At 72.1% G+C, this 21,877-nt stretch carries 19 protein-coding genes and 1 pseudogene; 6 read left to right on the forward strand and 14 right to left on the reverse strand.

Translation table 11 applies throughout. The features are described from left to right. Positions 1 to 269 precede the first annotated feature (269 nt). The 5 genes from LX83_RS00490 to LX83_RS00510 form a co-directional block, all read right to left on the reverse strand. Entirely contained in the window at positions 270 to 488 is a 219-nt protein-coding gene (locus LX83_RS00490) for an MbtH family protein (protein WP_253765736.1), read from the reverse strand. Between the two features lie 134 nt (positions 489 to 622). After that, positions 623 to 1,720: a FecCD family ABC transporter permease gene (locus tag LX83_RS00495; protein WP_253765738.1), complete on the reverse strand. Its 1,098-nt coding sequence runs from the start codon at positions 1,718 to 1,720 to the stop codon at positions 623 to 625. Beyond that, complete coding sequence (locus LX83_RS00500) at positions 1,717 to 2,703, reverse strand: FecCD family ABC transporter permease (RefSeq protein ID WP_253765740.1); 987 nt, start codon at positions 2,701 to 2,703, stop codon at positions 1,717 to 1,719. Before LX83_RS00500 ends, LX83_RS00495 begins: the two co-directional genes overlap by 4 nt. A gap of 48 nt (positions 2,704 to 2,751) precedes the next feature. Further along, complete coding sequence (locus LX83_RS00505) at positions 2,752 to 3,585, reverse strand: siderophore-interacting protein (protein WP_253765742.1); 834 nt, start codon at positions 3,583 to 3,585, stop codon at positions 2,752 to 2,754. Positions 3,586 to 3,718: 133 nt separating this feature from the next. Next, positions 3,719 to 5,068, reverse strand: coding sequence for a lysine N(6)-hydroxylase/L-ornithine N(5)-oxygenase family protein (locus LX83_RS00510; protein ID WP_253765744.1), 1,350 nt, complete (start codon positions 5,066 to 5,068; stop codon positions 3,719 to 3,721). 267 nt (positions 5,069 to 5,335) lie between these two features. Between LX83_RS00510 and LX83_RS00515 the strand changes: the two genes are divergently transcribed. Together LX83_RS00515 and LX83_RS00520 are read left to right on the forward strand one after the other, a co-directional pair. Further along, a complete protein-coding gene (locus tag LX83_RS00515) occupies positions 5,336 to 6,289 on the forward strand; it encodes a methionyl-tRNA formyltransferase (protein ID WP_253765746.1) in 954 nt (317 codons plus the stop codon). Positions 6,290 to 6,510: 221 nt separating this feature from the next. Continuing rightward, positions 6,511 to 6,624: pseudogene (locus LX83_RS00520) on the forward strand (respiratory nitrate reductase subunit gamma); the annotation flags it as partial. Positions 6,625 to 6,681: 57 nt separating this feature from the next. Here the strand turns inward: LX83_RS00520 and LX83_RS00525 are convergent. The 3 genes from LX83_RS00525 to LX83_RS00535 form a co-directional block, all read right to left on the reverse strand. Next, complete coding sequence (locus LX83_RS00525; protein ID WP_253765748.1) at positions 6,682 to 7,806, reverse strand: SdrD B-like domain-containing protein; 1,125 nt, start codon at positions 7,804 to 7,806, stop codon at positions 6,682 to 6,684. Between the two features lie 144 nt (positions 7,807 to 7,950). After that, positions 7,951 to 8,910 carry an alpha/beta hydrolase family protein gene (locus tag LX83_RS00530; RefSeq protein ID WP_253765750.1) on the reverse strand — a complete coding sequence of 320 codons (960 nt, stop codon included), beginning with the start codon at positions 8,908 to 8,910 and terminating at the stop codon, positions 7,951 to 7,953. Positions 8,911 to 9,166: 256 nt separating this feature from the next. Next, the gene (locus tag LX83_RS00535) at positions 9,167 to 9,757 is read right to left on the reverse strand and encodes an isochorismatase family protein (protein WP_253765751.1); all 591 of its coding nucleotides are present in this window, start codon (positions 9,755 to 9,757) and stop codon (positions 9,167 to 9,169) included. Between the two features lie 120 nt (positions 9,758 to 9,877). On the opposite strand from LX83_RS00535, the gene LX83_RS37570 reads away from it, so the two are divergent. Beyond that, positions 9,878 to 10,867 (forward strand): GlxA family transcriptional regulator, encoded by a 990-nt coding sequence (locus tag LX83_RS37570; protein ID WP_301327393.1) that lies wholly within the window; start codon positions 9,878 to 9,880, stop codon positions 10,865 to 10,867. A 154-nt stretch (positions 10,868 to 11,021) separates the two neighbouring features. Here LX83_RS37570 and LX83_RS00555 read toward each other — a convergent pair whose 3' ends face one another. The 3 genes from LX83_RS00555 to LX83_RS00565 form a co-directional block, all read right to left on the reverse strand. After that, on the reverse strand, positions 11,022 to 11,729 hold the full coding sequence (locus LX83_RS00555; RefSeq protein ID WP_301327394.1) for a glycoside hydrolase family 11 protein: 708 nt from the start codon (positions 11,727 to 11,729) through the stop codon (positions 11,022 to 11,024). 485 nt (positions 11,730 to 12,214) lie between these two features. Further along, positions 12,215 to 13,396 (reverse strand): M20 family metallopeptidase, encoded by a 1,182-nt coding sequence (locus LX83_RS00560; RefSeq protein ID WP_253765754.1) that lies wholly within the window; start codon positions 13,394 to 13,396, stop codon positions 12,215 to 12,217. Between the two features lie 29 nt (positions 13,397 to 13,425). After that, the gene (locus LX83_RS00565) at positions 13,426 to 14,928 is read right to left on the reverse strand and encodes an AbgT family transporter (RefSeq protein ID WP_253766930.1); all 1,503 of its coding nucleotides are present in this window, start codon (positions 14,926 to 14,928) and stop codon (positions 13,426 to 13,428) included. A gap of 160 nt (positions 14,929 to 15,088) precedes the next feature. Here LX83_RS00565 and LX83_RS00570 point away from each other — a divergent pair, with 160 nt between their 5' ends. Continuing rightward, complete coding sequence (locus LX83_RS00570; protein WP_253765756.1) at positions 15,089 to 16,117, forward strand: Lrp/AsnC family transcriptional regulator; 1,029 nt, start codon at positions 15,089 to 15,091, stop codon at positions 16,115 to 16,117. Positions 16,118 to 16,181: 64 nt separating this feature from the next. After that, entirely contained in the window at positions 16,182 to 17,261 is a 1,080-nt protein-coding gene (locus tag LX83_RS38250) for an Lrp/AsnC family transcriptional regulator (protein WP_308203883.1), read from the forward strand. Here LX83_RS38250 and LX83_RS00580 read toward each other — a convergent pair. The 3 genes from LX83_RS00580 to LX83_RS00590 form a co-directional block, all read right to left on the reverse strand. Further along, a complete protein-coding gene (locus tag LX83_RS00580; RefSeq protein WP_253765761.1) occupies positions 17,251 to 18,087 on the reverse strand; it encodes an aspartate 1-decarboxylase in 837 nt (278 codons plus the stop codon). The genes LX83_RS38250 and LX83_RS00580 overlap by 11 nt on opposite strands. A 45-nt stretch (positions 18,088 to 18,132) precedes the next feature. Beyond that, positions 18,133 to 19,308, reverse strand: a complete 1,176-nt coding sequence (locus LX83_RS00585) for an NAD(P)-binding domain-containing protein (RefSeq protein WP_253765763.1) — start codon at positions 19,306 to 19,308, stop codon at positions 18,133 to 18,135. Positions 19,309 to 19,391: 83 nt separating this feature from the next. Beyond that, positions 19,392 to 20,801, reverse strand: a complete 1,410-nt coding sequence (locus LX83_RS00590; protein ID WP_253766932.1) for an MFS transporter — start codon at positions 20,799 to 20,801, stop codon at positions 19,392 to 19,394. A gap of 73 nt (positions 20,802 to 20,874) precedes the next feature. Between LX83_RS00590 and LX83_RS00595 the strand changes: the two genes are divergently transcribed. Beyond that, positions 20,875 to 21,675: an ArsR/SmtB family transcription factor gene (locus tag LX83_RS00595; RefSeq protein WP_253765765.1), complete on the forward strand. Its 801-nt coding sequence runs from the start codon at positions 20,875 to 20,877 to the stop codon at positions 21,673 to 21,675. Positions 21,676 to 21,877 lie beyond the last annotated feature (202 nt).

Consider the following 21,877-nt stretch of genomic DNA (forward strand, 5'->3'; position numbering starts at 1 on the left):
ACCGACTTCGTCCCACCGAGGCGTCAGGTGTCCGCGCGTTGCGGCGGCGTGACGTGGTCGGCCGGCGGCGTGGGGTTTTCCGGGGAGCGATGCGGCCGACGCGCACCGGGCGCGGGCCGGAACACCGGCGCGGGGCGGCCGGGCACACCGGGGCGGCGCCGGTGCCGTGGGGCGGACCGGTCGCGGTGGGTGCGGGGCCGCGGGCGGCGAGCCGGGTGTGCGGGGTGGGCTGGCGGCGGGGCCGGCGGATGGCCGCCGCCGCGCCGCCCTCAGTCCGAAGTGGACTCCATCGCCCTGATCAGGCTGAGCGGGCGCATGTCGGTCCAGTGCGTCTCAACGTAGTCCACACAGGACTGTCGAGTGTCCGGCCCGTGCACGGTGCGCCAGCCCGCCGGCACCTCGGCGAACGACGGCCACAGCGAGTGCTGTCCCTCGTCGTTGACCAGGACCAGGAAGGTGCCGTTCTCGTCGTCGAAGGGATTGGTCATGAACCCTCCACTCGTGTCTCGCCCGGATCTCCGCGGTGACATCAGCGCGGTGTCTCAGCACCCGGCATAACTTAGGTTAGGTTAACCTAAAAAACACGGTGCGGATTACTGCCTTCGAGTGAACCCGGGCGGCGTCAGACGCGGCCTTCGCCCCGCTCGCGGGCCAACAGCCAGCCCAGGTAGGCACCACCGACCACCAAGGTCGCCGCCCCGACCGGGAACTGGACGGGGGCGAACAGCCGCTGTGCCACCAGGTCCGCCGCGGCCAGCAGCAGCGCGCCCATCAGCGCCGTGCTCAGCAGGGCCGCGCCCGCCGTGCGGGCCAGCCGCCGGGCCAGCTGCGGCGCGGCCAGCGCGACGAAGTGGATCGGGCCGGAGTAGGCCGAGGCGAACGCGGTCAGGCCCACCGCGGCCAACATCAGGACCAGCTGGGCGCGCTGCACCGCCACCCCCAGCCCGCCGCTCACGTCCGGGCCCATCTCGATCAGGCTCAGCTGCCGGCTCAGCGGCACGACGGCCAGCCCGCAGACCAGCACCCCGGTCAGCACCGGCCAGAACTGCGCCCAGCCCAGCCCGTTCAGGCTGCCCACCAGCCAGGCCAGCGCGCCCTGCGCCGCGGTCAGGTCGGACCGGGTGATCAGGTAGGAGCGCACCGAGGACAGCATGGCGCTGACCCCGATGCCCACCAGCACCAGGCGCGCGCCCTGTACCCCCTGCCGGTAGGCCAGCAGGTAGACCAGCAGCGCGGTCAGCGTGCCGCCCAGCACCGCCCCCAGTGGCGAGGACAGCGCCGCGCCGCCGAGGGCCACCGAGGCCAGCAGCGCGCCGGTGGCCGCGCCGTCGTTGAAGCCGACCAGGTCCGGGCTGCCCAGCGGGTTGCGGGACAGGCGTTGGAACACCGCGCCGCTCACCGCCAGGGCGGCGCCGATGGTCAGCGCCAGCAGCACCCGGGGCAACCGGACGTCCACCACGAAGAACCGGTCCAGCCGCGCGCCCTCCCCGAGCAGTGCGAGCAGCACCCGGGGCAGCGCGATCGGGTAGTCGCCCACCACCAGGCTGACCAGGAACACCGCCAGGGTCGCGGCGGCGAGCCCGACCGCCACCAGCACGGCGCGGCGGTGCACCCGCAGTGACACGCGTCCGCCCGCCACCCGCAGCGGGTGGCCGATGGCGGCGGGCGACAGCTGGGTCGGGCGCGGTGCCTGCCGCCCCCGGCCGGCGGGCGCGCTCACCGGCGCACCGTCCGGTACCGGCGAACGAGCACGATGAACAGCGGAGCGCCGAGGAAAGCGGTCACCACACCCACTTCCAGTTCGTCGGGGCGGGCGACCAGCCGGCCCGCGATGTCGGCGGTGATCAGCAGGATCGGCGCGACGACCATGGAGTACGGCAGCACCCAGCGCAGGTTGGCGCCGGCGAGCATGCGCACGGCGTGCGGGACGACCAGGCCGACGAACCCGATCGGGCCGGCCACGGCCGTGGCCGCGCCGCACAGCAGCACCACGGCCACCCCGCACAGCACCCGGGTCAGCCCGACGCGCGCGCCGAGGGCGGCGCCGAGTTCGTCGCCGAGCGCGATGGCGTTGAGCGGGCCGGCCAGCAGCACCGCCAGCACGGCTCCGGCCAGCAGGAACGGCAGCAGCTGGGCGAGCAGCCCGATGTCGCGCCCGGCCAGCGAGCCGACCTGCCACAACCGGACCACCTCCAGCGTCGCGGCGTCGCGCACCAGGATCGTGGAGGTCAGGCCGCTGAGCACGGCCGAGACCGCGGTGCCGGCCAGCGCCAGCCGGACCGGACCGGAGTTGGCTCCGCGCAGGCCCAGCGCGTACACCACCAGCGAGGCCACCGCGGCCCCGGCGAAGGAGAACCACACGTACCCCAGGGGTGAGTCCACCCCGAGCAGGGCGATCGCGCACACCACCGCGCAGGCCGCGCCCGAGTTGACGCCCAGGATGCCCGGGTCGGCGAGCGGGTTGCGGGTCAACGCCTGCATCAGCGTGCCGGCCAGCCCGAGCGCCACCCCCGCGGCCAGGCCGACCAGCGTGCGGGGCAGCCGCAGGTCGAGGACGATCTTGCTGTGGTAGTCGGTCCTGCCGCCGAGCAGGGCGTGCCACACCGTGCCCAGGGGCACGTTCTCCGCGCCGACCGCGACGCTGAGCACGACCACCAGCCCCAGCAGGGCCAGTGCCAGCAGCAGGCCGAGCGTCCTGGACATCCCGCTAGCCGCCGATCGGCGCGGGGCCTTGGCGCGGCCGTGGTCGCGTCATGCCCGGTGGTCCTCGGACTTCCAGTAGCCGGAGAAGTACACCGACCCGCGGTCGAAACCACGCTCACCCACCAGGTGCCGCCGCAGCCGGGCGATCATCCCGGCCTCGCCGGCCAGCCACGCGTAGCCGGGGCGGTCCGGGAGGGCGGCGGCGCGCACCGCCGGGAGCAGGCCGCGGGGCTGGCCGGGCCGCGCGCCGTCGCGGCAGATCCAGGTGAACCGCACGTCGGCCACGCTCACCAGCGGCTGCACCTCCGTCTGGTCGGCGACCTCGACGAACACCTCCGCCCGGTCGTGCGGCCCCAGGGACTCCACGATCGCGCCGATCGCCGGCAGGGCGGTCTCGTCCCCGGCGATCAGCGACCACTCGCTGGTCCGCGGTGGGCGGTACTCGTAGCCGATGATCGGCGTGTGCTGGGCGTCGGGGGCCACGACGGCCAGCCGGTCGCCCACAACCGCCCTGGCCGCCCAGCGCGAGGCCGGGCCGGTGTCGCCGTGCAGCACGAAGTCCACGTCGAGTTCGTTGTCCCAGGGCCGGAACCGGCGCACCGTGTAGGTCCGCATGACCGGTCTGACCTCCTCGGGCAGGCGCTGGTGGTGCTGGTACCAGTCGCCGTCGCCGCCGATGACCGGTTCCCGCTGGCCGTCCTGCGGGAGCAGCACCTTGATCCGCTGGTCCAGGCCGGAACTGGTGGCGCCGGCGAGTTCCGCGCCCGCCAGGGTGATCCGCCGCATTCGCGGGGTGACCAGGACCGCGCCTCGCACGGTCACCGGAAAGACCCGGTACGGACGCACGCTGGGCTCGGCCTTGGCGGTCGGCGGGCTGGTCATCTGCGACGGCTTCCCTTCACCTCGACGTGTCCGCGCCCACGCACGCGAGCAGTGCTGTGCCGATCGCGTCACGGTGCGCGTTCATTAGGTTAGCTTAACCTAACAGCCGATGATCAACCGCCGCCCACCCCGGCTACACGGTCGCCGGTTTCTGCGTGACCGGGCGCGGTGACCGGACCGGCTCGGCTCGCCGGTCCAGGATCGAGCGCAGGATCTCCCCGGCCCGCACCGCGCCGTTGGACAGCAGCGAGGAGGTGATCCCGTGGCTGTGCTCGGTGGCCCGCCCCTGCAGGTAGATGCCCGACCGCAGCGGGGCGGAGGTGCGCAGCCGGTAGTCGCGGTCCACCTCCACCCGGCCCTGCCGGTCGCGCCGGCACCGCTCACCCACCTCACCCAGCAGCGAGAGCGGATCGTCCGGGCGGTAGCCGGTCGCGCACACCACCACGTCGGCGCGCAGCACGGTGTGCTCCCCGCTGACCAGGTCCTCCACCGTGACCCGCACCCCGTCCCCGGTCTCGACCAGTTCCGCCGGCCGGGAGACGTTGAACACCCGCAGGCGCCGCGCCCCGGACACCTTCTCCCGGTAGACCCGCCGGTAGAGGTCCTCGATCAGGTCCACGTCGACCACGGAGTAGTTGGTGTTGCCGTGGTAGCGCATCAGGGCCGCCTTGACCTCCTCGGGCGCGGCGTAGAAGTCGTCGACGGCAGCCGGGTCGAAGATCCGGTTGGCGAACGGGCTGTCGTCGGCGGGGCTGTAGCCGTAGCGGGAGAAGACCGCGCACACCTCGGCGCGGGGAAACCGCGTGTGCAGGAAGGCGGTGACCTCGGCCGCGCTCTGGCCCGCGCCGAGCACCACGAAGCGGGCCGCCCGGTTCTGGTCGACCGCGCCGATCCGGTGCAGCAGTTCGCTGTTGTGCCAGATCCGCGCCGACGCGCTGATCCCGTCGGGCAGCCTCGGCCGCAGACCGGTGGCCAGCACCAGGTTGCGGGCGCGCAGCAGTTCCCGCCGGTCCGCCCCGGCGCGGTGGCGCGCCTCCACCTCGACCTGCCCGTCCGCCTCGCCACCCGCGGCCACCCGCACGGCCACCGCCTCCCGCCCGTAGCTGACCAGGTCCCCGACCTGGCCGGCGGCCCACTCGAAGTAGTCGTGGAACTCCACCCGCAGCGGGAAGAGGTTCTTGTGGTTGACGAAGTCGACCAGCCGACCGCGACTGTGCAAATAGGACAGGAAGCTGAACCGGCTGGTCGGGTCGCGCAGGGTCACCAGGTCCTTGAGGAAGGACACCTGCATGGTGGCGTCGTCGATGAGCATGCCCCGGTGCCAGCCGAACCCGGGCTGCCGCTCCAGGAAACGCGCGGTGATCCGGTCGGCGGGCTCGGCGACCGCGTTGTGCTCGGCCACCGCCACCGCCAGGGCGAGGTTGGACGGCCCGAAGCCCACGCCCACCACGTCGTACACCCGTTCCTGTGCTGCCTGTGTCATACCTGTCCCATCACCTGGTCGAGCAGCCGATCGATTGGGCGGACATCTCGTCGTCACGGCCTTCGCCGACACCACCGGCACACCCGGCCCCGGGCGGGGGCCGCACCCGGTGGCACCACCGAAGGGAACAGAGGCGACCCTAACGTAACTTAGCCTTACCTTAGTTAGCCCGTTCGGGCGTTGTGCCCCGCGCCGCGGTCGCGTTGTCTGGGTGGGTCGGCGCCCCGTGCGGCCGACCGTTCACCGCCGACAGCTAGGAGGGCACGCATGCGTATCGTCATGTTCGGTTACCAGACCTGGGGACACCGGACACTGCGCGCGCTGCTGGACTCCCCGCACGAGGTCGCCCTCGTCGTGACCCACCCCAGATCCGACCACGCCTACGAGCGGATCTGGTCGGACTCGGTGGCGGAACTGGCCACCGCCAACGGCGTGGACGTGGTGCTGCGCAACCGGCCCGACGCGGAGCTGGTGCGCCGGCTGGAGCGGATCGAGCCCGACCTCATCGTGGCGAACAACTGGCGGACCTGGATTCCGCCGGAGATCTTCGCCCTCCCCCGGCTGGGCACCCTGAACGTGCACGACTCCCTGCTGCCCGCCTACGCCGGGTTCTCCCCGCTGATCTGGGCGCTGATCAACGGCGAGCCCGAGGTGGGCGTCACCGCCCACATGATGAACGACCAGCTCGACGCCGGGGACATCGTCGTGCAGCGCGCCATCCCGGTCGGCCCGCGCGACACCGCCACCGACCTGTTCCACCGCACCGTGGACCTGATCGAGCCGGTCCTCGCCGAGGCGCTCGCCCTGATCGCCTCCGGGCGGCGCGACTGGACACCGCAGGACCGAGGCAAGGCCAGCTTCTTCCACAAGAGGTCCATTGAGGACAGTCGCATCGACTGGAGCTGGCCGGCCGAGGACATCGAACGGCTGGTCCGCGCCCAGTCCGATCCCTACCCCAACGCGTTCACCTACCACCGCGGTGCGCGTCTGCGGGTGCTGCGGGCGTCGGTGTCCAAGGGCCGCTACGGCGGCACCCCCGGCCGGATCTTCATCCGCGAGGGCGACGGCGTGGTCATCGTCGCGGGCGCGGACGCGCGCCGCGGCCACAACCACGGCCTCCGGCTCGAACAGGTGCGCACCGAGGACGGCGTCGAACACGCCGCCACCGACTACTTCCGGACCATGGGCGGCTACCTGACCAGCCACCCGACAACGGGCTGAGCCCGCCGCCGGTGGTGGCGCCCGCCGCGAACCCGCCCGGGTGCGGCCGGTGCCCGGGGGCCGCGTAGGGACGTTGGTCCTTTCGCCGCAAGGCCGGTCGGCCCTGTCCGGCCATCCGCAGTTGACCAAGGCTGAACCGTGCTCGCCCAGGGGCGGGCCAGTGATGACCTACTCGACTGCGAGTGACGGCCGGGACGACGATGACCACAACGCACCACCCGCACGTGTTCTCCGTGCCGATCGGCTACCTCACCCGGCCCTACATCGTGTACCGCAGCCGGGACGACCAGCTCGGCAGTCGGCCGCCCCGGCGCGGCTGGGAGCGGGTGCGGTGAGGCGCCCGCCGCGCGGGGACGGCCGGGGACGCTGACCGGGTGGGCACGGCCACCCGGTCACAGCGTCAGGGTCAGCGCGTTGTTGTCCGGGTTGGTCTCCGGCAGATCGGGGTCGAGCACGTCAACGACGGTGAAGCGCACCGGGTCGGTCGGCAGCGCGTCGACCACCGCGGTGATCAGCACCTCGAACGTGCCGGGCGGGTGGTAGTGGCTCCGCCAACCGACCTTGACCAGTTGCCCGCTGACGCTGGTCTGCTCGGTCGAGGTGGCCGCGACGATCCGCAGCCCGGCCGGCAGCCTGACCTGGCCCTGCATCCGGGCGGTGGTGTTGCCCCGGTTGCCGACCACCGCCCGGAGCACGACCGGCTGGCCAACCGCGAGGTCGCCGTCCGGTGTGGCCGTCAGCTCCTCGGCGACCAGGTCGCGCCGGTTCCGCACGAACCCGGCGTCGATGTTCGTCGCCGTGGTGGCGTAACCGTCCTCGCGCACCTCGATGGCCACCCGCCTGCCGTCGCCGAGGTTCCAGTCCAGGTCCGAATCGCGCTCCGGCGCCCCGACGAACGGTCGGGTCGGGCCGAACTCCGGTTGCACGGCCAGGAACGTGTCCAGGATGTACTCGGTGGCCGGCAGGTCCTGGAACAGGAACCGGCCCTGCCCGTCGACGTCGGTGACGTGGAAGGTGGTGACCGTGTCGTAGGCGCTCATCCGCATCGTCCTGCCGGGTACCCCCAGCGGTTCGGCGTCCTGCCTGACCCCGTCCTCGTTCTCGTCCAGCCACACCACCCCGGAGATCGTCCCGCCCCGGATGCCGAACTCCACCTCGGCGACGCCGCCCGGGGGCACCAGCACCGACACCTGGGACGGGGTGGTCGAGGCGTACGCGGGGACCGCGCCGTCCACCACGTACCGCCCCGGTGCCAGGTCCGCGACCGCGAAGACGCCGTGCGACAGCTCGACGCTGCCCGACCACGTGCCGTCCGCCCTGCTGATCCGGATGTCCTCGATCACCGGGAACAGCGCGTCCGTGTCGTCGAACACCCCGTTCCCGTCGCGGTCCAGCCAGACCCGCCCGCTGATCCCGCCCAGCTCGTCCGCGCGCGCCGCGGCAGTGCCCGGCGGGAACAGCGAGCCACCAACCGCCGCCACCGCGGCGAGCACCCACAGCCGGTGAGAGGTTCGCACCGCTCGTACTCCTTTCCGTCGCAGTCCGCCTCGATGCCGCGTCGCACACCCGCGACACCCTGGATGTCCGCGCCCACCGGGTTTGTGTTGCACCCGGCCGGGCCGAGGCGGTGCGACGGCGCCGGCCGCGGCCGCCGCGCTGGCTCACTTGGTCTCGACGCGTCCCAGTGGGTCGGGTGCGGTGGCCAGCGCGTCCCGCGCCGCCTGCCACGCGGGATCCCCGGGGTAGCACTCGCTGCGGAGGTAGGCCCAGGTGAGCCGTTGGACCACGGCGACCCGCTCGGGGTTCTCGTCGGTGGTCTCGGCGACGTCGTAGCCGGACACCCCACCGAGCCCGTGCTCGGCGTCGAACAGGGTGAGCAGGGCCTTGCGGCCCGGGGAGAGGTGGTACGGGTCGGTGTGCCACTGCGGGCCCAGCACCGTCAGGTGGGTGGAGGCGTCCTTGTCACCGGCGACCACCAGGGCGGGCGTGGTCATCGTGGTGAAGTCCGTGCTCAGGAAGAAGGAGTAGTTCTCGCGCACGAACTCGGTGACCGCGTCGCCGCCCCGGCCGGGCGCGGCCAGCAGCACACCCGCCGTGATCCGGGGATCGGCCAGGTCCACCTCGGCACCGGTGTCGGGATCGGTGAGCCGGGCGCCCAGCAGCAGGCTCGCGGTGTGCCCGCCCATCGAGTGGCCGGCCACCGCGACCCTGCCTCGGTCCAGCCGCCCGCGCAGCTGCGGCACGGCGGCCTCGATCGCGTCGAGCTGGTCGAGGACGCGCGTCATGTCCTCGGCCCGGGACCGCCAGTGCAGCGGCGCTCCGGGGGTGTCGGCGGGCAGGCTCAGCGACCGGGAACTCAGGTGGGTCGGCTGGATCACGACGAAGCCGTGCGCCGCCCAGAAGTTGGCGAGCGGGGCGTAGCCGTTCAGCGAGGAGAGGTGGTTCGAGTAGCCCTGGCCGTGCGAGAGCAGGATGATCGGCAGTTCGTCGCCGGTCACCGGCGCGGACACGCGCACCTGCAGGTCCACGGCGCGGCCGGGAGCCGGCAGCACCACCGGACTGACCGAGAGGACGGGCGCGGGCGCGGGGACGGTGTCGGCGGCGTGCCTCGGTGCACTCATGATGTGGGGTTCCCCTTCCGGAGGTGGTGCCGCTGATCGCGGTCGGCCAACGGCGGACGAAGTGGTCAGGAGCGTTTCTCGTCGACCACGATCGAAGCGGATCGCTGTTCCGGAACAATATGGAACCACGTTCCGCTTGTCAATCCGCTTCGGAAGGGAAGCGCGGTGTCCCACCCAGGTCACCCCGGTAGGTGCCAGCCCGGGCAGCGTCGGCCGGCGCGTCGCCCACCCCGGCCGGCGCTGAAGGGGCGGCGTACTAGCCGAGGTCGGCCGCGGAAGCGACGACCACGCCGTAGAGGTCGCCGATGGTGGCCAGGGCGGCGCGGTGCTGCTCGGCGGCACTCACCGGACCGGCGGCGGACGGGAGCGCGCGGGTGGCGCACGCCGCGGCCACCACGGTCGGGGCGTTTCCGCGCAGGAACGCGCCCTCGGCGGTGAACGTGACGCACATGTGGGTCATGAACCCGGCGATCACCACGTTGTCGTGCCCGGCGGCGTCGACCAGGTCGCCCAGCTCGGTGCCGACGAACGCGTTGGGCGCGGTCTTGACCACCACCCGCTCACCCGGGGCGGGGGCGACGCGCTCGTGGATCCGGCCGATGTCCTGCCGGATGTCGTAGGGGCTGCCCTCGCCGCCGTCGTGCATCACGTGGATGACCTCGGCGCCCTCGGCCCGGGCGCGCGCCAGCAGTTCGGCCGCCTCGTCGAGCGCCCGCTCCCAGCCGTCGAGCCGCAGCACGCCGCGCGTGTAGGTGTTCTGGTAGTCGACGAGGATCACCGTGGCGTCGGACAGCACGGCCGGGGTCGTCGGCAGTGCGCTGATCTCGCGGAGAGTGGTGCTGGTCATGGTGCTTCCTTCGCTTCCGATGTGGACGGTTACCATCCTGACCGACCCGATTCCGGGTGGACATGCCGATTCGGGTCAGCTCCGGTCGGGATCGGCCGGATGCGTGCGAAGGAGGAACCGATGGGCGTCCCGGGAGTCGCCGTCCTCGCGTTCGAGGGGATCAGCCCGTTCCACCTCGCCGTGCCGTCGTTGGTGTGGGGGCCGGAATCCCCGCCCGGCGACATGCCGCCGTGGCGGATCACCGTGGCCGCCCCCGCGCCCGGTCGGCTGACCACGAGCGCGGGCTACGCGATCGATGTCCGCGCCGGACTCGACGCGCTCAGCCGAGCCGACATCGTGGTGGTGCCGTGGTGGTCCGATCCGCACGTGCCCGCGCCCGCGCCCGTGCGGGCGGCACTGCGCGCGGCGCACCGGCGTGGCGCGCTGGTGGTCGGGCTCTGCCTTGGCGTCTTCGTCCTCGCCGACTCCGGCATCCTGGACGGGCGGACCGCGACCACGCACTGGAAGTGGGCCGACACCTTCCGGCAGCGGTTTCCCCTGGTGCAGCTGCACCCGGAGGAGCTGTACGTCGACGAGGGCGAGATCGTCACCGGCGCCGGCGCGACCGCAGGCATCGACACCTGCCTGCACCTGCTCGCCCGCACCGCCGGTCAGGCCGTCGCCAACCGCGTCGCCCGCCGCATCGTCGCCGCCCCGCACCGCCCCGGCGGCCAGGCCCAGTTCATCGAACTCCCCGTCCCCGACCCCGGCACCGATCCGCTGACCAGCGTGCTGAACTGGGCACAGGCCCACCTGGACACACCGCAGACCATCGACCAGCTCGCCGCCCGCGCGCACATGAGCCGGAGCACCTTCACCCGCGCCTTCCGCGCCCGCACCGGCAGCACCGTCCACAACTGGCTGGTCGCGCAGCGCCTCGCCCGCGCCAGGCACCTCCTCGAAACCACAGCGCTGGGCATCGACGCCATCGCCGCGCAGTGCGGCTTCGGCACCCCCGCCCGCCTCCGCGAGCACTTCGCCACCGCGTTGGGCACCACACCCACCCGCTACCGGGCCCAGTTCGCAACGCGCCAGCCCACGCCCGGGGCGGCCCGGCCGGTCGGCGGGTGATCGCGGGGCGGGGACGGCGCAAAACCTCGTAGCCGCCGGCTGGCGACGGTGCCACGACGGCGGCTACGAGGGATTGGGGGCGGCGTCGGCGCGGTGACCCGGGTGGTCACCGCACCAACTCCGGCTGACGGTGGTCGCGGGGCGGAACCGCTGGTCAGCTCACCGTGATGTTGGAGTTGCCGCTGCTCTGGTAACCCTCGGTCGCGAGGATCATGTAGTACTTGAAGCTGCCCAGGTTCATGCCGGCGCGGGCCCACGCGTCGAAGTGGTTGCCAGTGGTGATCGACCCACCCGTCCGCTTCGACTGCCGGACGCTCCAGTACTGCGGGAAGGTCTTGGTGCCTTCGACCGAGGGCGCGTTGTACCGCATCGTCTGGTAGATGTCGTAGGTGCCGCCGTCGGTGGTGACGGTGCCCTTGTAGGTGCCGGTGGGGCGGTAGTTGCCCCAGTTGTCCACGACGTAGTACTCCACCAGCGGGTTGGACGTCCAGCCGTAGAGCGCCAGGTAGGCGTTGCCGGACGGGTTGAAGCTGCCGGAGTAGTTCACGGTCCTGCGGGAACCGTTGCTCCAGCCCTTGCCACCGACGAAGTTGCCGACGTTGCTCCACGTGGTCCTGTAGTTGCCGCCAGACCCCATGTCCATGCAGACCGATCCGCCGCCATCGGTCCAGAACGAGTAGTAGTAGCCGTTGTTGGTGCCGGTCTGGCTGGAGCACAGCGCGGTGGCGCCCACGTCGCCACTGGTGCTCGCGGCGGCGACGCCGGGAACGATCGCCATCACGAGCGCGGCGCAGGCCCCGCTGATGAGCATCTTGAAGCGGCCGCGCCGGCGGCTCGTCGGATGAACACTGGCAATGGTCATGTGCGTACTTCCTCCTCAGCGTTGAGGGTTGGCACGGCAACCGGGCAGTGCGCCGGGACCCGCTCGGGGCTGTCAGTGGCCGACTGACGGCCGCCCGTCGGCGTCACCCGATGCGCCCGCGGATCTGCCGGTCAGCAGGTGATCGGCAGCCCGGTCTTGCCTTTGACCCAGTTCGACAGCGAACCCTGTCGACACCAAGAGTGTTGGACCGACGCCGGAGGGTTGTCAACAGTTTCGAAAATATTTCGGAAACAATTCGGCTCGAATGATCTCATCACGAGAGGCGTTACGGCTGGTAGCCTGCCCGCGCTCACTGATCCGGTTCAGCGCTGGTTAACCCAGCCGACCCCAGGCCGGCCAGGTGACCGAGCCCGGAGGCCGAAAGTTTCGAATCCGGTGCACCTCGTTATGGGCGGGCGGGCCGCCGAAGACCGGTCAGTGCTCCGGCGGCCCGCCCCTCCGATGCGGCGTCGGCGGAGGCCGCGTCAGCCGTCCTGCGGGTGCCGCTGTCCACGGGGCTCGTCGGCGAGCCGGCTCAGCAGCCCGGCGACCAGCGCGACCCGGTCGGGGATGTCGTCGACGACCACGTGCTCGTGCCGGGCGTGCGCGCCGCCCCCGCTGGCACCGAGTCCGTCGAGCACCGGCAGGCCGAGGGCGGAGACGAAGTTCGCGTCGCTGCCACCGCCGACGCTGATCGGGTCGAGCGGGGCGCGCAGTGCCGTGGCAACGTCGTTGGCGAGGTCGAACAGCGTCCGGCTGGCTGGGCCGAGCCGCATCGGCGGGCGGCTCCAGCGCCCGTCGACCCGCACCCGCACCCGAGGGTCGCTCGCGCGCAGCGCGGCGAAGACCCGGTCGATCCGCTCGGCCTCGGCCTGCTCGCTGACCCGGATGTCGATGAGGCAGCTGGCCTGTCCCGCGATGACGTTGCGCGCGGTGCCGCCGCTGATCGTGCCGACGTTGATCGTGGTTCCCCTGTCGTGGTCGGCTTCGCGGGTGAGCTGGTGGACGATCTCGGCGAGCGCGTGGACCGCGCTGGCACCGTCGGTGGGGTTGTTGCCGGCGTGGGCCTCCACCCCGTGCGTGGTGACGGTGAAGATCCCGACGCCCTTGCGCTCCGTCTTGACGTCCCAGCCGACGCCCGGTTCCAGCACCAGCGCGGCCAGGCAGTCCTGGGCCGCGCGTTCGATGTGCGGCCGGGACTTCGGACTGCCGAGTTCCTCGTCTCCGTTGAACAGGAACCGGACCGTCGGGCACGGCAGGTCGAACGCGCGCAGCGCCAGCACCGCCCACACACCGGTGACCAGCCCGGCCTTCATGTCGTAGATCCCCGGCCCGGTCGCCGTCCCGTCCGCCCGCACCGCGAACGGCCACCCGTCCAGGGTCCCCGAGGGCCAGACCGTGTCGTAGTGGCCGATCATCAGCACGGGTGCCCCGGTGGCGCCGGAGTAGGTCACCTCCAGCAGGTCGCCGTGCTCCGCGTGGTCGTGCCGCGTCCAGTGGTCCGGCGCGCCGAGCCGGCGGTCCAGCCAGGCCATGATCGAGTCGGCGGTCCGGTCCAGCAACGCCTTCTCACCGCTCGGCGACTCGTGCCGCACCAGCATCGACACATCGCCGAGCAGTTCGTCCAGCTCGCCTCGGCACCACGTGGACAACGACTTCGCGGACAAATCATGCGCCTTCCTGTGTGGGGGGCGGGTCATCGGACCGGAACGCCGGGGCCGAGCGGGATGCCGAGCGCGTACCACGCCAGGAACATCAGCACCCAGACGCACAGGTTGACGACGGCGAGCGGCAGCACGAGCGACATCAGGGTGCCGATCCCGGCGGACGGCCGGTAGCGCCGGATGAAGCCGAGCGCGATCACGAAGTAGGGGCTCATCGGGGTGAGGCTGTTGGTGGGCGCGTCGGCGACCCGGAACAGCGCCTGGGTGGTCTCCGGGTGGATGTGCAGCAGCATCAGCATCGGCACCAGCACCGGGGCGACCAGTGCCCACATGGCCGAACCACTGGTGAGCAACAGGTTCAGCACGCTGATCAGCAGCACCGCGCCCACGAAGATCACCACTGGCGGCGCGTCCATCGAGTCCAGCGTGCTGGCGCCGGCGATCGCGATGACCTGGCCGATGTTCGTCCACTTGAAGTAGGCGAGGAACTGCGAGACCGCGAAGAACAGCACCAGCACGGGAACCAGCTCGCGCAGCCCCTGGCCCATCAGCTCGGGAAAGTCCTTGGGCGAGCGGATGGCGCGCACGGTCACGCCGTAGACGGCGCCGATGATCATGAAGAACAGCATCATGAGCACGGCGACGTTCTCCATCAGCGGCGAGTCCACAATGGACCCGCCCTCGCCGCGCAGCGGCGAACCGCTCGGCAGCACGGCGATCACCACCGCGGCGAGGTAGAGCGCCGCGGCGATCAGCGCCCGCCGCAGCCCGGTCCGCTCCACAGCGGACAGTGACATGTCGGGCAGCTCGTCAACGCCGGTCAGCTCCGGCTCGACCGCGTTCATCGCCGCGACCCGCCGGGTGACGACGAACTCGGTCACGACGGTGATCGTGACCGCAAGCAGCAGCGAGGACGCCGCCGAGAAGTAGTAGTTGGCGACCGGGGTGACCACGTAGTCCGGGTCGATGGTGTGCGCGGCCGTGGTGGTGAGGCCGGCGAAGACCGCGTCCGTTCCCTCGATCACCGGGCTGATGCTGCTGGCGCCGCCCACGGCGACGTAGGCCACGATCGCGCCGATGATCGGGCTGCGCCCCACGGCCTGGAACACGATCATGCCGAGCGGGATCATCACCACGAAGGCGGCGTCCGAGGCCACGTGGGCGAACATCGAGGTGAGCGCGACGGCGAAGGTGACCAGACCAGGTGGTACCCGGGCCAGCGCGCCACGCATCATCGCCGACAGCAGCCCGGTCTTATCCGCGATCGCCACACCGAGCATGACCACCACGATCAGCCCGAGCGGCGGGAAGTTCACGAAGTTCTTGATCAGGTCGCCGAGCATCATCTGGACCCCGGCATCGGAGACCAGGCTCTTGACCCCGACCTCCTTGCCGTCCACCGGGGAGGTCACCGAGACGCCGAGCGCGGACAGCACCCAGCTCGCCAGCACCACCAGCACGCTCAGGATCACGAAGAGCCAGAAGGGATGCGGCAGCTTGTTCCCGGCCCGATCCACCAGATCGAGCACCCGCATCACCGACGACGTCACCGAACGCCGCCGTGTCGTCACCTCGGTCACGAACCCCTCCGCCTTGTCTTACACGGTGATTTGAGCCGGTATCAAATAGTCGGATGCAGAGTTGTGTCAAGATATGTGACCCCGATGGGAGAACCGTTCAACACGGAGTGACGTTTTGCAACAACTGGATGACGCCGACCTCGATCTGGTGGCCGCGCTGCAACTCGCCCCCCGGGCTCCGCTGAACACCATCGCGGAGGTCCTGGGCACCTCGGCCAGCACGGTCGGCCGCCGGATGCAGCGGCTGCAGGAGAGCCGGCTGCTGCGCTTCATCTCCACGGTGCACTGGTCGCTGCTCACCACCGGCAACCCGTACGTGGTGTGGATCAAGTGCGAGCCCGGCACGACCTCGGGCGTCGCCGCCGCGATCCAACAGGTGCGCGAGGCCCAGTCCATTCTGATCACCAGCGGGGACGCGGACATCTACTGCACGATCTACCCGCTGTCCGGAACCGACCTGCGCCGCCTGCTGACCCACACGCTGCCCGCGATCCCCGGCATCGCGTCCATCCAGGCGCACCTCGTGCTGCGCGCGGCGCGCCAGGCCGTGGCCTGGCACCTGAACCGCCTCACCGACGCGCAGGCCGCCGCGCTGCGCGAGCACGTCGACGCCGACCCCAACTCGCCGCCGGACCGGGTCGGGCCGCTCACCGAGGCCGAGTCCAACACGCTGCGCCTGCTCTTCGACGACGGCCGGATCTCCGCGGCACAGGCCGCCCGCGAACTCGACGTCAGCCGGTCCACCGCGTACCGGCTGATCCAGTCGGTGCTGGAACAGGGCGCCGCCCGGCCCCGCGTGGAGATCGAACCCGCCGTCCTCGGCTTCCCGCTCACCGCGCTGATCACCCTCGACGTGCAGCCGCGACACATCCCGACCGTGCTGGCCGCACTGCGCGCGGGCCCGTCCGGGCGGTTCACCGTGATGACCGCCGGACCGGCGCCGATCACCCACCACGCGGTGTTCCGCGACGAGGAGCACCTGTCCCGGTTCGTCACCGATGACCTCGGCGCGCTCCCCGGCATCGACGGCCTCAACATGTCGACCGCGCTCGCCGTGCTGCGCCGCCAGTGGATCGACCGCGACAACGACGTGTTCCTCGGCGAGCGCATCCACGAGGTCCTGCCGCCGACCCACCCCCGCTAGCCCCTCCCCCGGGTCGTGGCCGCAGCCCCGCGCGGCGGCGAGGAGCGCGGCGCCACCGGCGAGCGTGAACACGCCGTCCAGGCCGGCGGCGAAGGCCTGGTGCACGACTGCGGACAGGGACGATCTCGACCGGAGGCTGTTGCACGCCCTGCAGATCGACGCCCGGGCCCCGTTCCGGCGCATCGGCGAGGTGCTGGGGGTCTCCGACCAGACCGTCGTCCGCCGCTACGCGCGGCTGCGCGCCACCCGCGCGCTGCGGGTGGTGGGGCTCAGCGACCCGGCGGTGGTGGACCAGACGCAGTGGGCGGTGCGGGTGCGGGCCACGCCCGAGGCCGCGGGAGAGATCGCCGACGCCCTGGCCCGGCGTGCCGACACCAGCTGGATCAGCCTGTGCTCGGGCGGAACCGAGATCGTCGGCGCCGCCCGGGGCGCCGGGGTGGACCCGCTGCTGCTGGAGGCGCTGCCACGCACCCGCCACGTCCTGGACGTCCGCGCCCACCAGATCCTGCACGTGTTCTACGGCGGCGCCGGGATGCCGTTCACCAAGCACGGGCGGCTCGACGCGGCCCAGGTGGCCCAGCTCACCGCGCACCTGCCCGCCCCGACCGCGCCGCCGACCCGGCTGGACGCCGCGGACCAGCGCATCCTCGACGTGCTGAGCGGCGACGGACGCGCCACGGTCGAGGAGCTGGTGGCGGCCACCGGGGTTTCGGCGAGCACGGTGCGGCGTCGGCTGCACGAGCTGCGCGCTGGCGGCGTGCTGCACTTCGACGTGGACGTCGATCTCAGCGCGTTCGACCTCCGGGTGCGCACCATCCTCTGGCTCACCGTCGGCCCCAGCCACCTCGACGCGGCCGGAAAGGCCCTGGCCGCGCGCGCGGTGCGGTCGCGTCCCAGCGGCGGTGACCGTGTCGACATCCGCCATCCGCTGCACCACCGACTCGGTGCTGACGGCTGGTCAACCCGCGCCGGCAACCACCGGACCGGCTCCGGACGTCCCGCGCTGATCAGCCGGTGTCCACACAGGACCCTGCGGGCGGCGCGGGGAGCCGGCCGCACCGGCGGTGACTCGTGCTCGGTCCCCTGGGTCGTGGCCGGACCACCGCGTCCGGCCACGACACCACCCGGGTGTGCTACGCGCTGAGCACCGGCTCGTTGAGCAGGTTGCAGACGGTGGGGACGACCAGCTCGGTGGAGTTGACGTAGGCGGCCTCCGAGACCTTGTCGCCCACGTCGGCCACGGCCGACAGCGCGCCGGAGATGCCGACCGTCCGCTTGGTGAGGCTGGGCACGACATAGCTCTCGGCCGAGGTCCCGCCCCGGCTGGCGTTGTAGACGAAGATGCTCTGGTTGACGCAGAACCCGGCGCGGCGCATGTACTCCACGGGCAGTTCCGCGCTCATCTCGATGCAGCCGCGCCGCTCCACCTCCTGGATCTCCAGGTTGGCCAGCAGGTTGGACAACAGGGTCCTGGGCAGTTCCCGGCGGCGGTCGACGACCTCCGGGGGCAGCGCGTCGACCCGCCGGGCCCGGCCACCGGTCTCCACCACGATCTTGGCGGCGTCGTAGTCGTTGACCACGTCCCGCTCCGGGTAGAACCGGACGTCCAGCAGTGCCGCCTCACTGGCGTCGGCCACGTGCGCCTCGTACTGGCGCTGGTTCAGCGTGGTTCTGGAGATCGCGCAGCAGACGTCGCCGACGCCGAGCAGGTGCGCCACCGAGCCCCTGGCCTCGACCTCGTCGGAGTCGCCCGGCAGGACGAAGGTGTACATCCGGTTGACCCAGTTGTCCCCACCGATCTTGGTGACGACGACCTGCTCGTAGGGAACGAAGTCCGATATCTCCATCATGGTCCTGGGCAGCACCAGGCCCTCGGGGATGTCGGCGGTGGGGAACGGGACGGACGAGGTCACCCGAACGTTGTGCAGACAGGACCGCTTGACCAGATACGACGGCGATGCGCCACTCATCACAAGGAACCCCTCTCTGGTGCCGTGCACCGGGACGTCGCCGGTTCAGGCCGTTCCCGAACCAGCCGCCCGGACGCTTTCCGAGATGACCCGCGCGGACACCCGCGCGGCCGCGGTGAAGTCGAAGAAGTGGCCGAAGTCCCGCACGGCGAACCTGCTGGTGAAGTACAGGCCGGCGACGCTGGACCGGAAGTTCTCGTCCAGCACGGGAAACCCGTCGTCGGTGGCCAGTTCGCGCAGCAGGCCGCCGGCGGCCAGAAAGGGCAGTCTGGCCACGTCCATCCGGTACCCGGTGGCCAGGACGACGGTGTCCACGGTCAGCGCGTCGCCGCTGTCCAGGGTGACGCGCACCCGGCCGTCGCCCGTGCGCTGGCCGGACACCACCCGGGTGTGCGGCCACAGGCGCACGTTGTCGCGGTCGATCCGCGGCGCCAGCCACTCCTCCAGTTGCAGCCGGCCGATCCGCCACATGCGCTGGGTGATCTCCGCTCTGTCCGCTGTGGACAGTTCCCGGTACCAGCTGCGCTCCGTGACGAACCGGTCGAGCAGCGGGTTGACCCAGGTCCAGTCGGCCGGCGCGAACCCGGGGGTGGCGTGCCGGTGGCACACGTGCACCTCGGCCGCGCCTTCCTCGGCCGCCAGCGCCGCCCACTCGAACGCGCTCTGCCGACCACCCACGATCAGACACGACCTGCCGGCCAGTGCGGCCAGGTCGACGACGTCCTGACTGTGCCGATAGGACCCGTCGGGCAGGACGGCGGCCAGTTCGGGCGGGACGTGGGCGCAGGAACCGAGCCCGGTGGCCACCACCACCTGGTCGGCGACGATGACCTCGCCGGTGTCCAGTTCGGCGACGAACCCGGTGGCGTCCGGGCCGCGCGTGTCCAGCCGCACCACCTGGCGCGGGTGCGCCACCACCTCCCGGCGGTCCTGGAACCACGCCGCGTAGTCCAGGTAGCGCGACAGCGGGATCGGGTCGAGGTCCCGCCCGGTCAACCCGTGCTCCTGGGCGTACCGGTCCAGGGTGTACACCTCGAACGGGTCCAGGTGCCAGTCGCACCGCGACCGCAGGAACATGCCGCGCGGCATGTGGTCGTGCCACAGCGACATGGGTCTGCCGAGCAGGATGTGGTCGATCCCGTCGTGGCGGCACTGGGCGGACAGGGCCAGCCCGTAGGGCCCCGCGCCGATGACCAGTAACGGGGTGTTGGTTTCGCGCACCGCTTTCTCCTCGTGGACTCCGACGTGGTCAGCTCGATCAGGTGCGGTGGGGCGGGGTGCCCGGCCGGCGAGCGGCCCCTCGATCAGGTGCGCACGGCCCTGGCGGTGACCGCGGCGGCGACGGCCAGCGCGACCGTGGCGGCCAGCTCGGCGAGCGGAATCCGGTCGGCCAGCGCGTTGGCGGTCAACGACCCCAGCAGCGCGATGCCGAGCAGCCCGCCCAGCTGGCGGCTGGCGTTGAGCAGACCGGACGACACGCCAACGCTGTCGTCGGGCGCGTTGGCCAGGACGAGGGTGGTCATCGAGGTGGTGATCAGGCCGGAGCCCACGCCGAACACGACCAGTGCCACGGCCAGCACCGGGTAGGGCGCGGACGCGGCGGCCAGGAAACCGGCCGTGCCCAGGGTGGCGCAGACCTGCCCGACCAGCAGCGGCCGCCGCGGGCCGGCGCTCGCCGTCCACGGGCCGGCCAGCCAGCTGGCCACGGGCGTGTGCATCAGCGTGAGCGGGAGGAAGGCCAGCCCGGTGAGCAGCGGGGAGTACCCGCGCACGTTCTGCAGCGCGAGCGTGTGGACGAACAGCGAGCCGTACAGGGAGAAGTTGAACGCCGCGCCGGCGAGCAGCCCGGCCAGCAGCGGTGGCGCGGTGAGCACCGCGCGGGGGATCAGCGGGCGCGTCCGGCCGCGCGCCCAGGCCACGAACAGGCCGAGGCCGACCAGGGCCAGGCCGAACGCGCCGAGCACGAACCCCGAGTCCCAGCCGAGCCGCCCGGCCTCGATCAGGCCGGCGGTCACCGCGGTCAGCGTGAGCACGGCGAGGACCTGGCCGACCCAGTCCAGTGCGACGCGGCGGGTCGGCACCGGTTGCAGGTGGAACGCGACCAGCAGCAGGGCCAGCACCCCGACCGGCACGTTGACCAGGAAGATGCCCCGCCACCCCACCGTCTGCACCAGCCCGCCGCCGACGATCGGGCCGACGGCGAAGGCCAGGCCGGACACGGCCGCCCAGGCGCCCAGCGCGCGCACCCGGGCGCGGTCCTGGGGGTAGGCGGCGTGGATCAGGGTCAGCGAGGTGGGCGCGAGCAGTGCCGCGCCCACGCCCTGCGCCACCCGCGCCGCGACCAGCCACCCCACCGTGGGCGCCAGACCGCAGCCCACCGACGCCAGGGTGAACACGACCAGCCCGGCCTGGAAACCGCGCCGGGCGCCCCAGCGGTCGCCGAGCACCCCGGTGGACAGCAGCAGCGCGGCGAAGGCCAGGGTGTAGGCGTCCACGGCCCACAGCAGTTCGCTGGTGCTGGCCCCCAACTGGTCGCGCAGCGTGGGCGCGGCCACGTTGAGCACGTTGGCCTCCAGGATCACCAGCGCGAAGCCGACGCAGACCCCGGTCAGGCCCCAGCCGCGGCGGTGCCCACTCGCCGACGCGGTTCCCGCGCCGGCCCTGGCCGAGTGGTCGGACGGCGGGTCGGGCGCGGGCTCGGGGCTGGCGGCCATGTCGGTCACATCCCCCATGCTGGCCCGAAAATGCTTCCAGCCAGATGGAAGTGGCCGACGCTACCGTGATCGGGTGAATGCGAACGGTAATGGCACCCGATCGGACGAGAACCACGGCGGAGACGCCAACGTGGCCGCGGTCGCCGCCCTGTTCGGTGATCCGGCCAGGGCCCGCATCCTGCTCGCCCTGGCCGCCAGCCACGAACTGCCGGCCTCGGTGCTGGCCGCCGAAGCCGGCCTGTCCGCCCCGGCGACGAGCGCGCACCTGAGGAAGTTGTTGTCCGGCGGGCTGATCGCCGTCACCCGGTTGGGCCGGTACCGGTACTACCGCATCGCCAGCCAGGACGTGGCCGAGGCGCTGGAGACACTGGCCAGGCTGGCGCCCGCGCACCCGATCCAGTCGCTGCGGCAGAGCCAGCGCGCGCGGGCCCTGCGGTTCGCGCGGATCTGCTACGACCACCTGGCCGGTGAACTGGCGGTGGTGATCAGTGACGCGTTCATCGCCCACCGCGCGGTCACCACCGTGCCGCCCAGCACGCCGGACACCGACGAGGAGCACTGGACACTGGGGCCGGCCGCGCCGCGCGTGTTCGGCCAACTCGGCATCCGCATCGCGCCGGCGGCCCTGGCGTCCGCCACGCCGAGTCCACTGAGGACCTGCCACGACTGGAGCGCGCGCCGCCCGCACCTGGCCGGAACGCTCGGCAGGACCCTGCTCACCACGATGCTGCGGCGCACCTGGCTGACCAGGATTCCCCAGCAGCGCGCGGTCAGCCTGACCCCGACGGGTGCGTGCGCGCTCGCCGGCATCCTCGACCTCGACCTGGCCGACCAGTTCACCCGGGACGGCCAGCAGCGCGTGTCCAGGCCGTAGTAGCGACGCGGCCACGCCGAAGCCGGCCGCACGGCGGGAAACCAGCTCACAGGTCCACTGTGGACGATTCAGCTCCGCTCCGGTCGCGGCTCCGTGAACCACCACCCGGCCAGGTCGCCCTGTGCCCGCCGTCACATGGACACGCGCGAACGACTCGGCCTAAGTTTCAGTCAGACTGAAACTATTCCCGAGTGGAAGAGGC

It is taken from the genome of Goodfellowiella coeruleoviolacea, from assembly GCF_024171785.1.
Taxonomy (GTDB): Bacteria; Actinomycetota; Actinomycetes; order Mycobacteriales; family Pseudonocardiaceae; genus Goodfellowiella; species Goodfellowiella coeruleoviolacea.

Coding starts and splice junctions, on each gene's coding strand:
- LX83_RS00530 (WP_253765750.1), bottom strand. CDS start 8,910: ATGAGTGCACCGAGGCACGCCGCCGACACCGTCCCCGCGCCCGCGCCC.
- LX83_RS00565 (WP_253766930.1), bottom strand. CDS start 14,928: ATGCGGGTGCTCGATCTGGTGGATCGGGCCGGGAACAAGCTGCCGCAT.
- LX83_RS00555 (WP_301327394.1), bottom strand. CDS start 11,729: ATGACCATTGCCAGTGTTCATCCGACGAGCCGCCGGCGCGGCCGCTTC.
- LX83_RS00505 (WP_253765742.1), bottom strand. CDS start 3,585: ATGACCAGCCCGCCGACCGCCAAGGCCGAGCCCAGCGTGCGTCCGTAC.
- LX83_RS00500 (WP_253765740.1), bottom strand. CDS start 2,703: ATGTCCAGGACGCTCGGCCTGCTGCTGGCACTGGCCCTGCTGGGGCTG.
- LX83_RS00590 (WP_253766932.1), bottom strand. CDS start 20,801: ATGGCCGCCAGCCCCGAGCCCGCGCCCGACCCGCCGTCCGACCACTCG.
- LX83_RS00515 (WP_253765746.1), top strand. CDS start 5,336: ATGCGTATCGTCATGTTCGGTTACCAGACCTGGGGACACCGGACACTG.
- LX83_RS00490 (WP_253765736.1), bottom strand. CDS start 488: ATGACCAATCCCTTCGACGACGAGAACGGCACCTTCCTGGTCCTGGTC.
- LX83_RS00535 (WP_253765751.1), bottom strand. CDS start 9,757: ATGACCAGCACCACTCTCCGCGAGATCAGCGCACTGCCGACGACCCCG.
- LX83_RS37570 (WP_301327393.1), top strand. CDS start 9,878: ATGGGCGTCCCGGGAGTCGCCGTCCTCGCGTTCGAGGGGATCAGCCCG.
- LX83_RS00510 (WP_253765744.1), bottom strand. CDS start 5,068: ATGACACAGGCAGCACAGGAACGGGTGTACGACGTGGTGGGCGTGGGC.
- LX83_RS00580 (WP_253765761.1), bottom strand. CDS start 18,087: ATGAGTGGCGCATCGCCGTCGTATCTGGTCAAGCGGTCCTGTCTGCAC.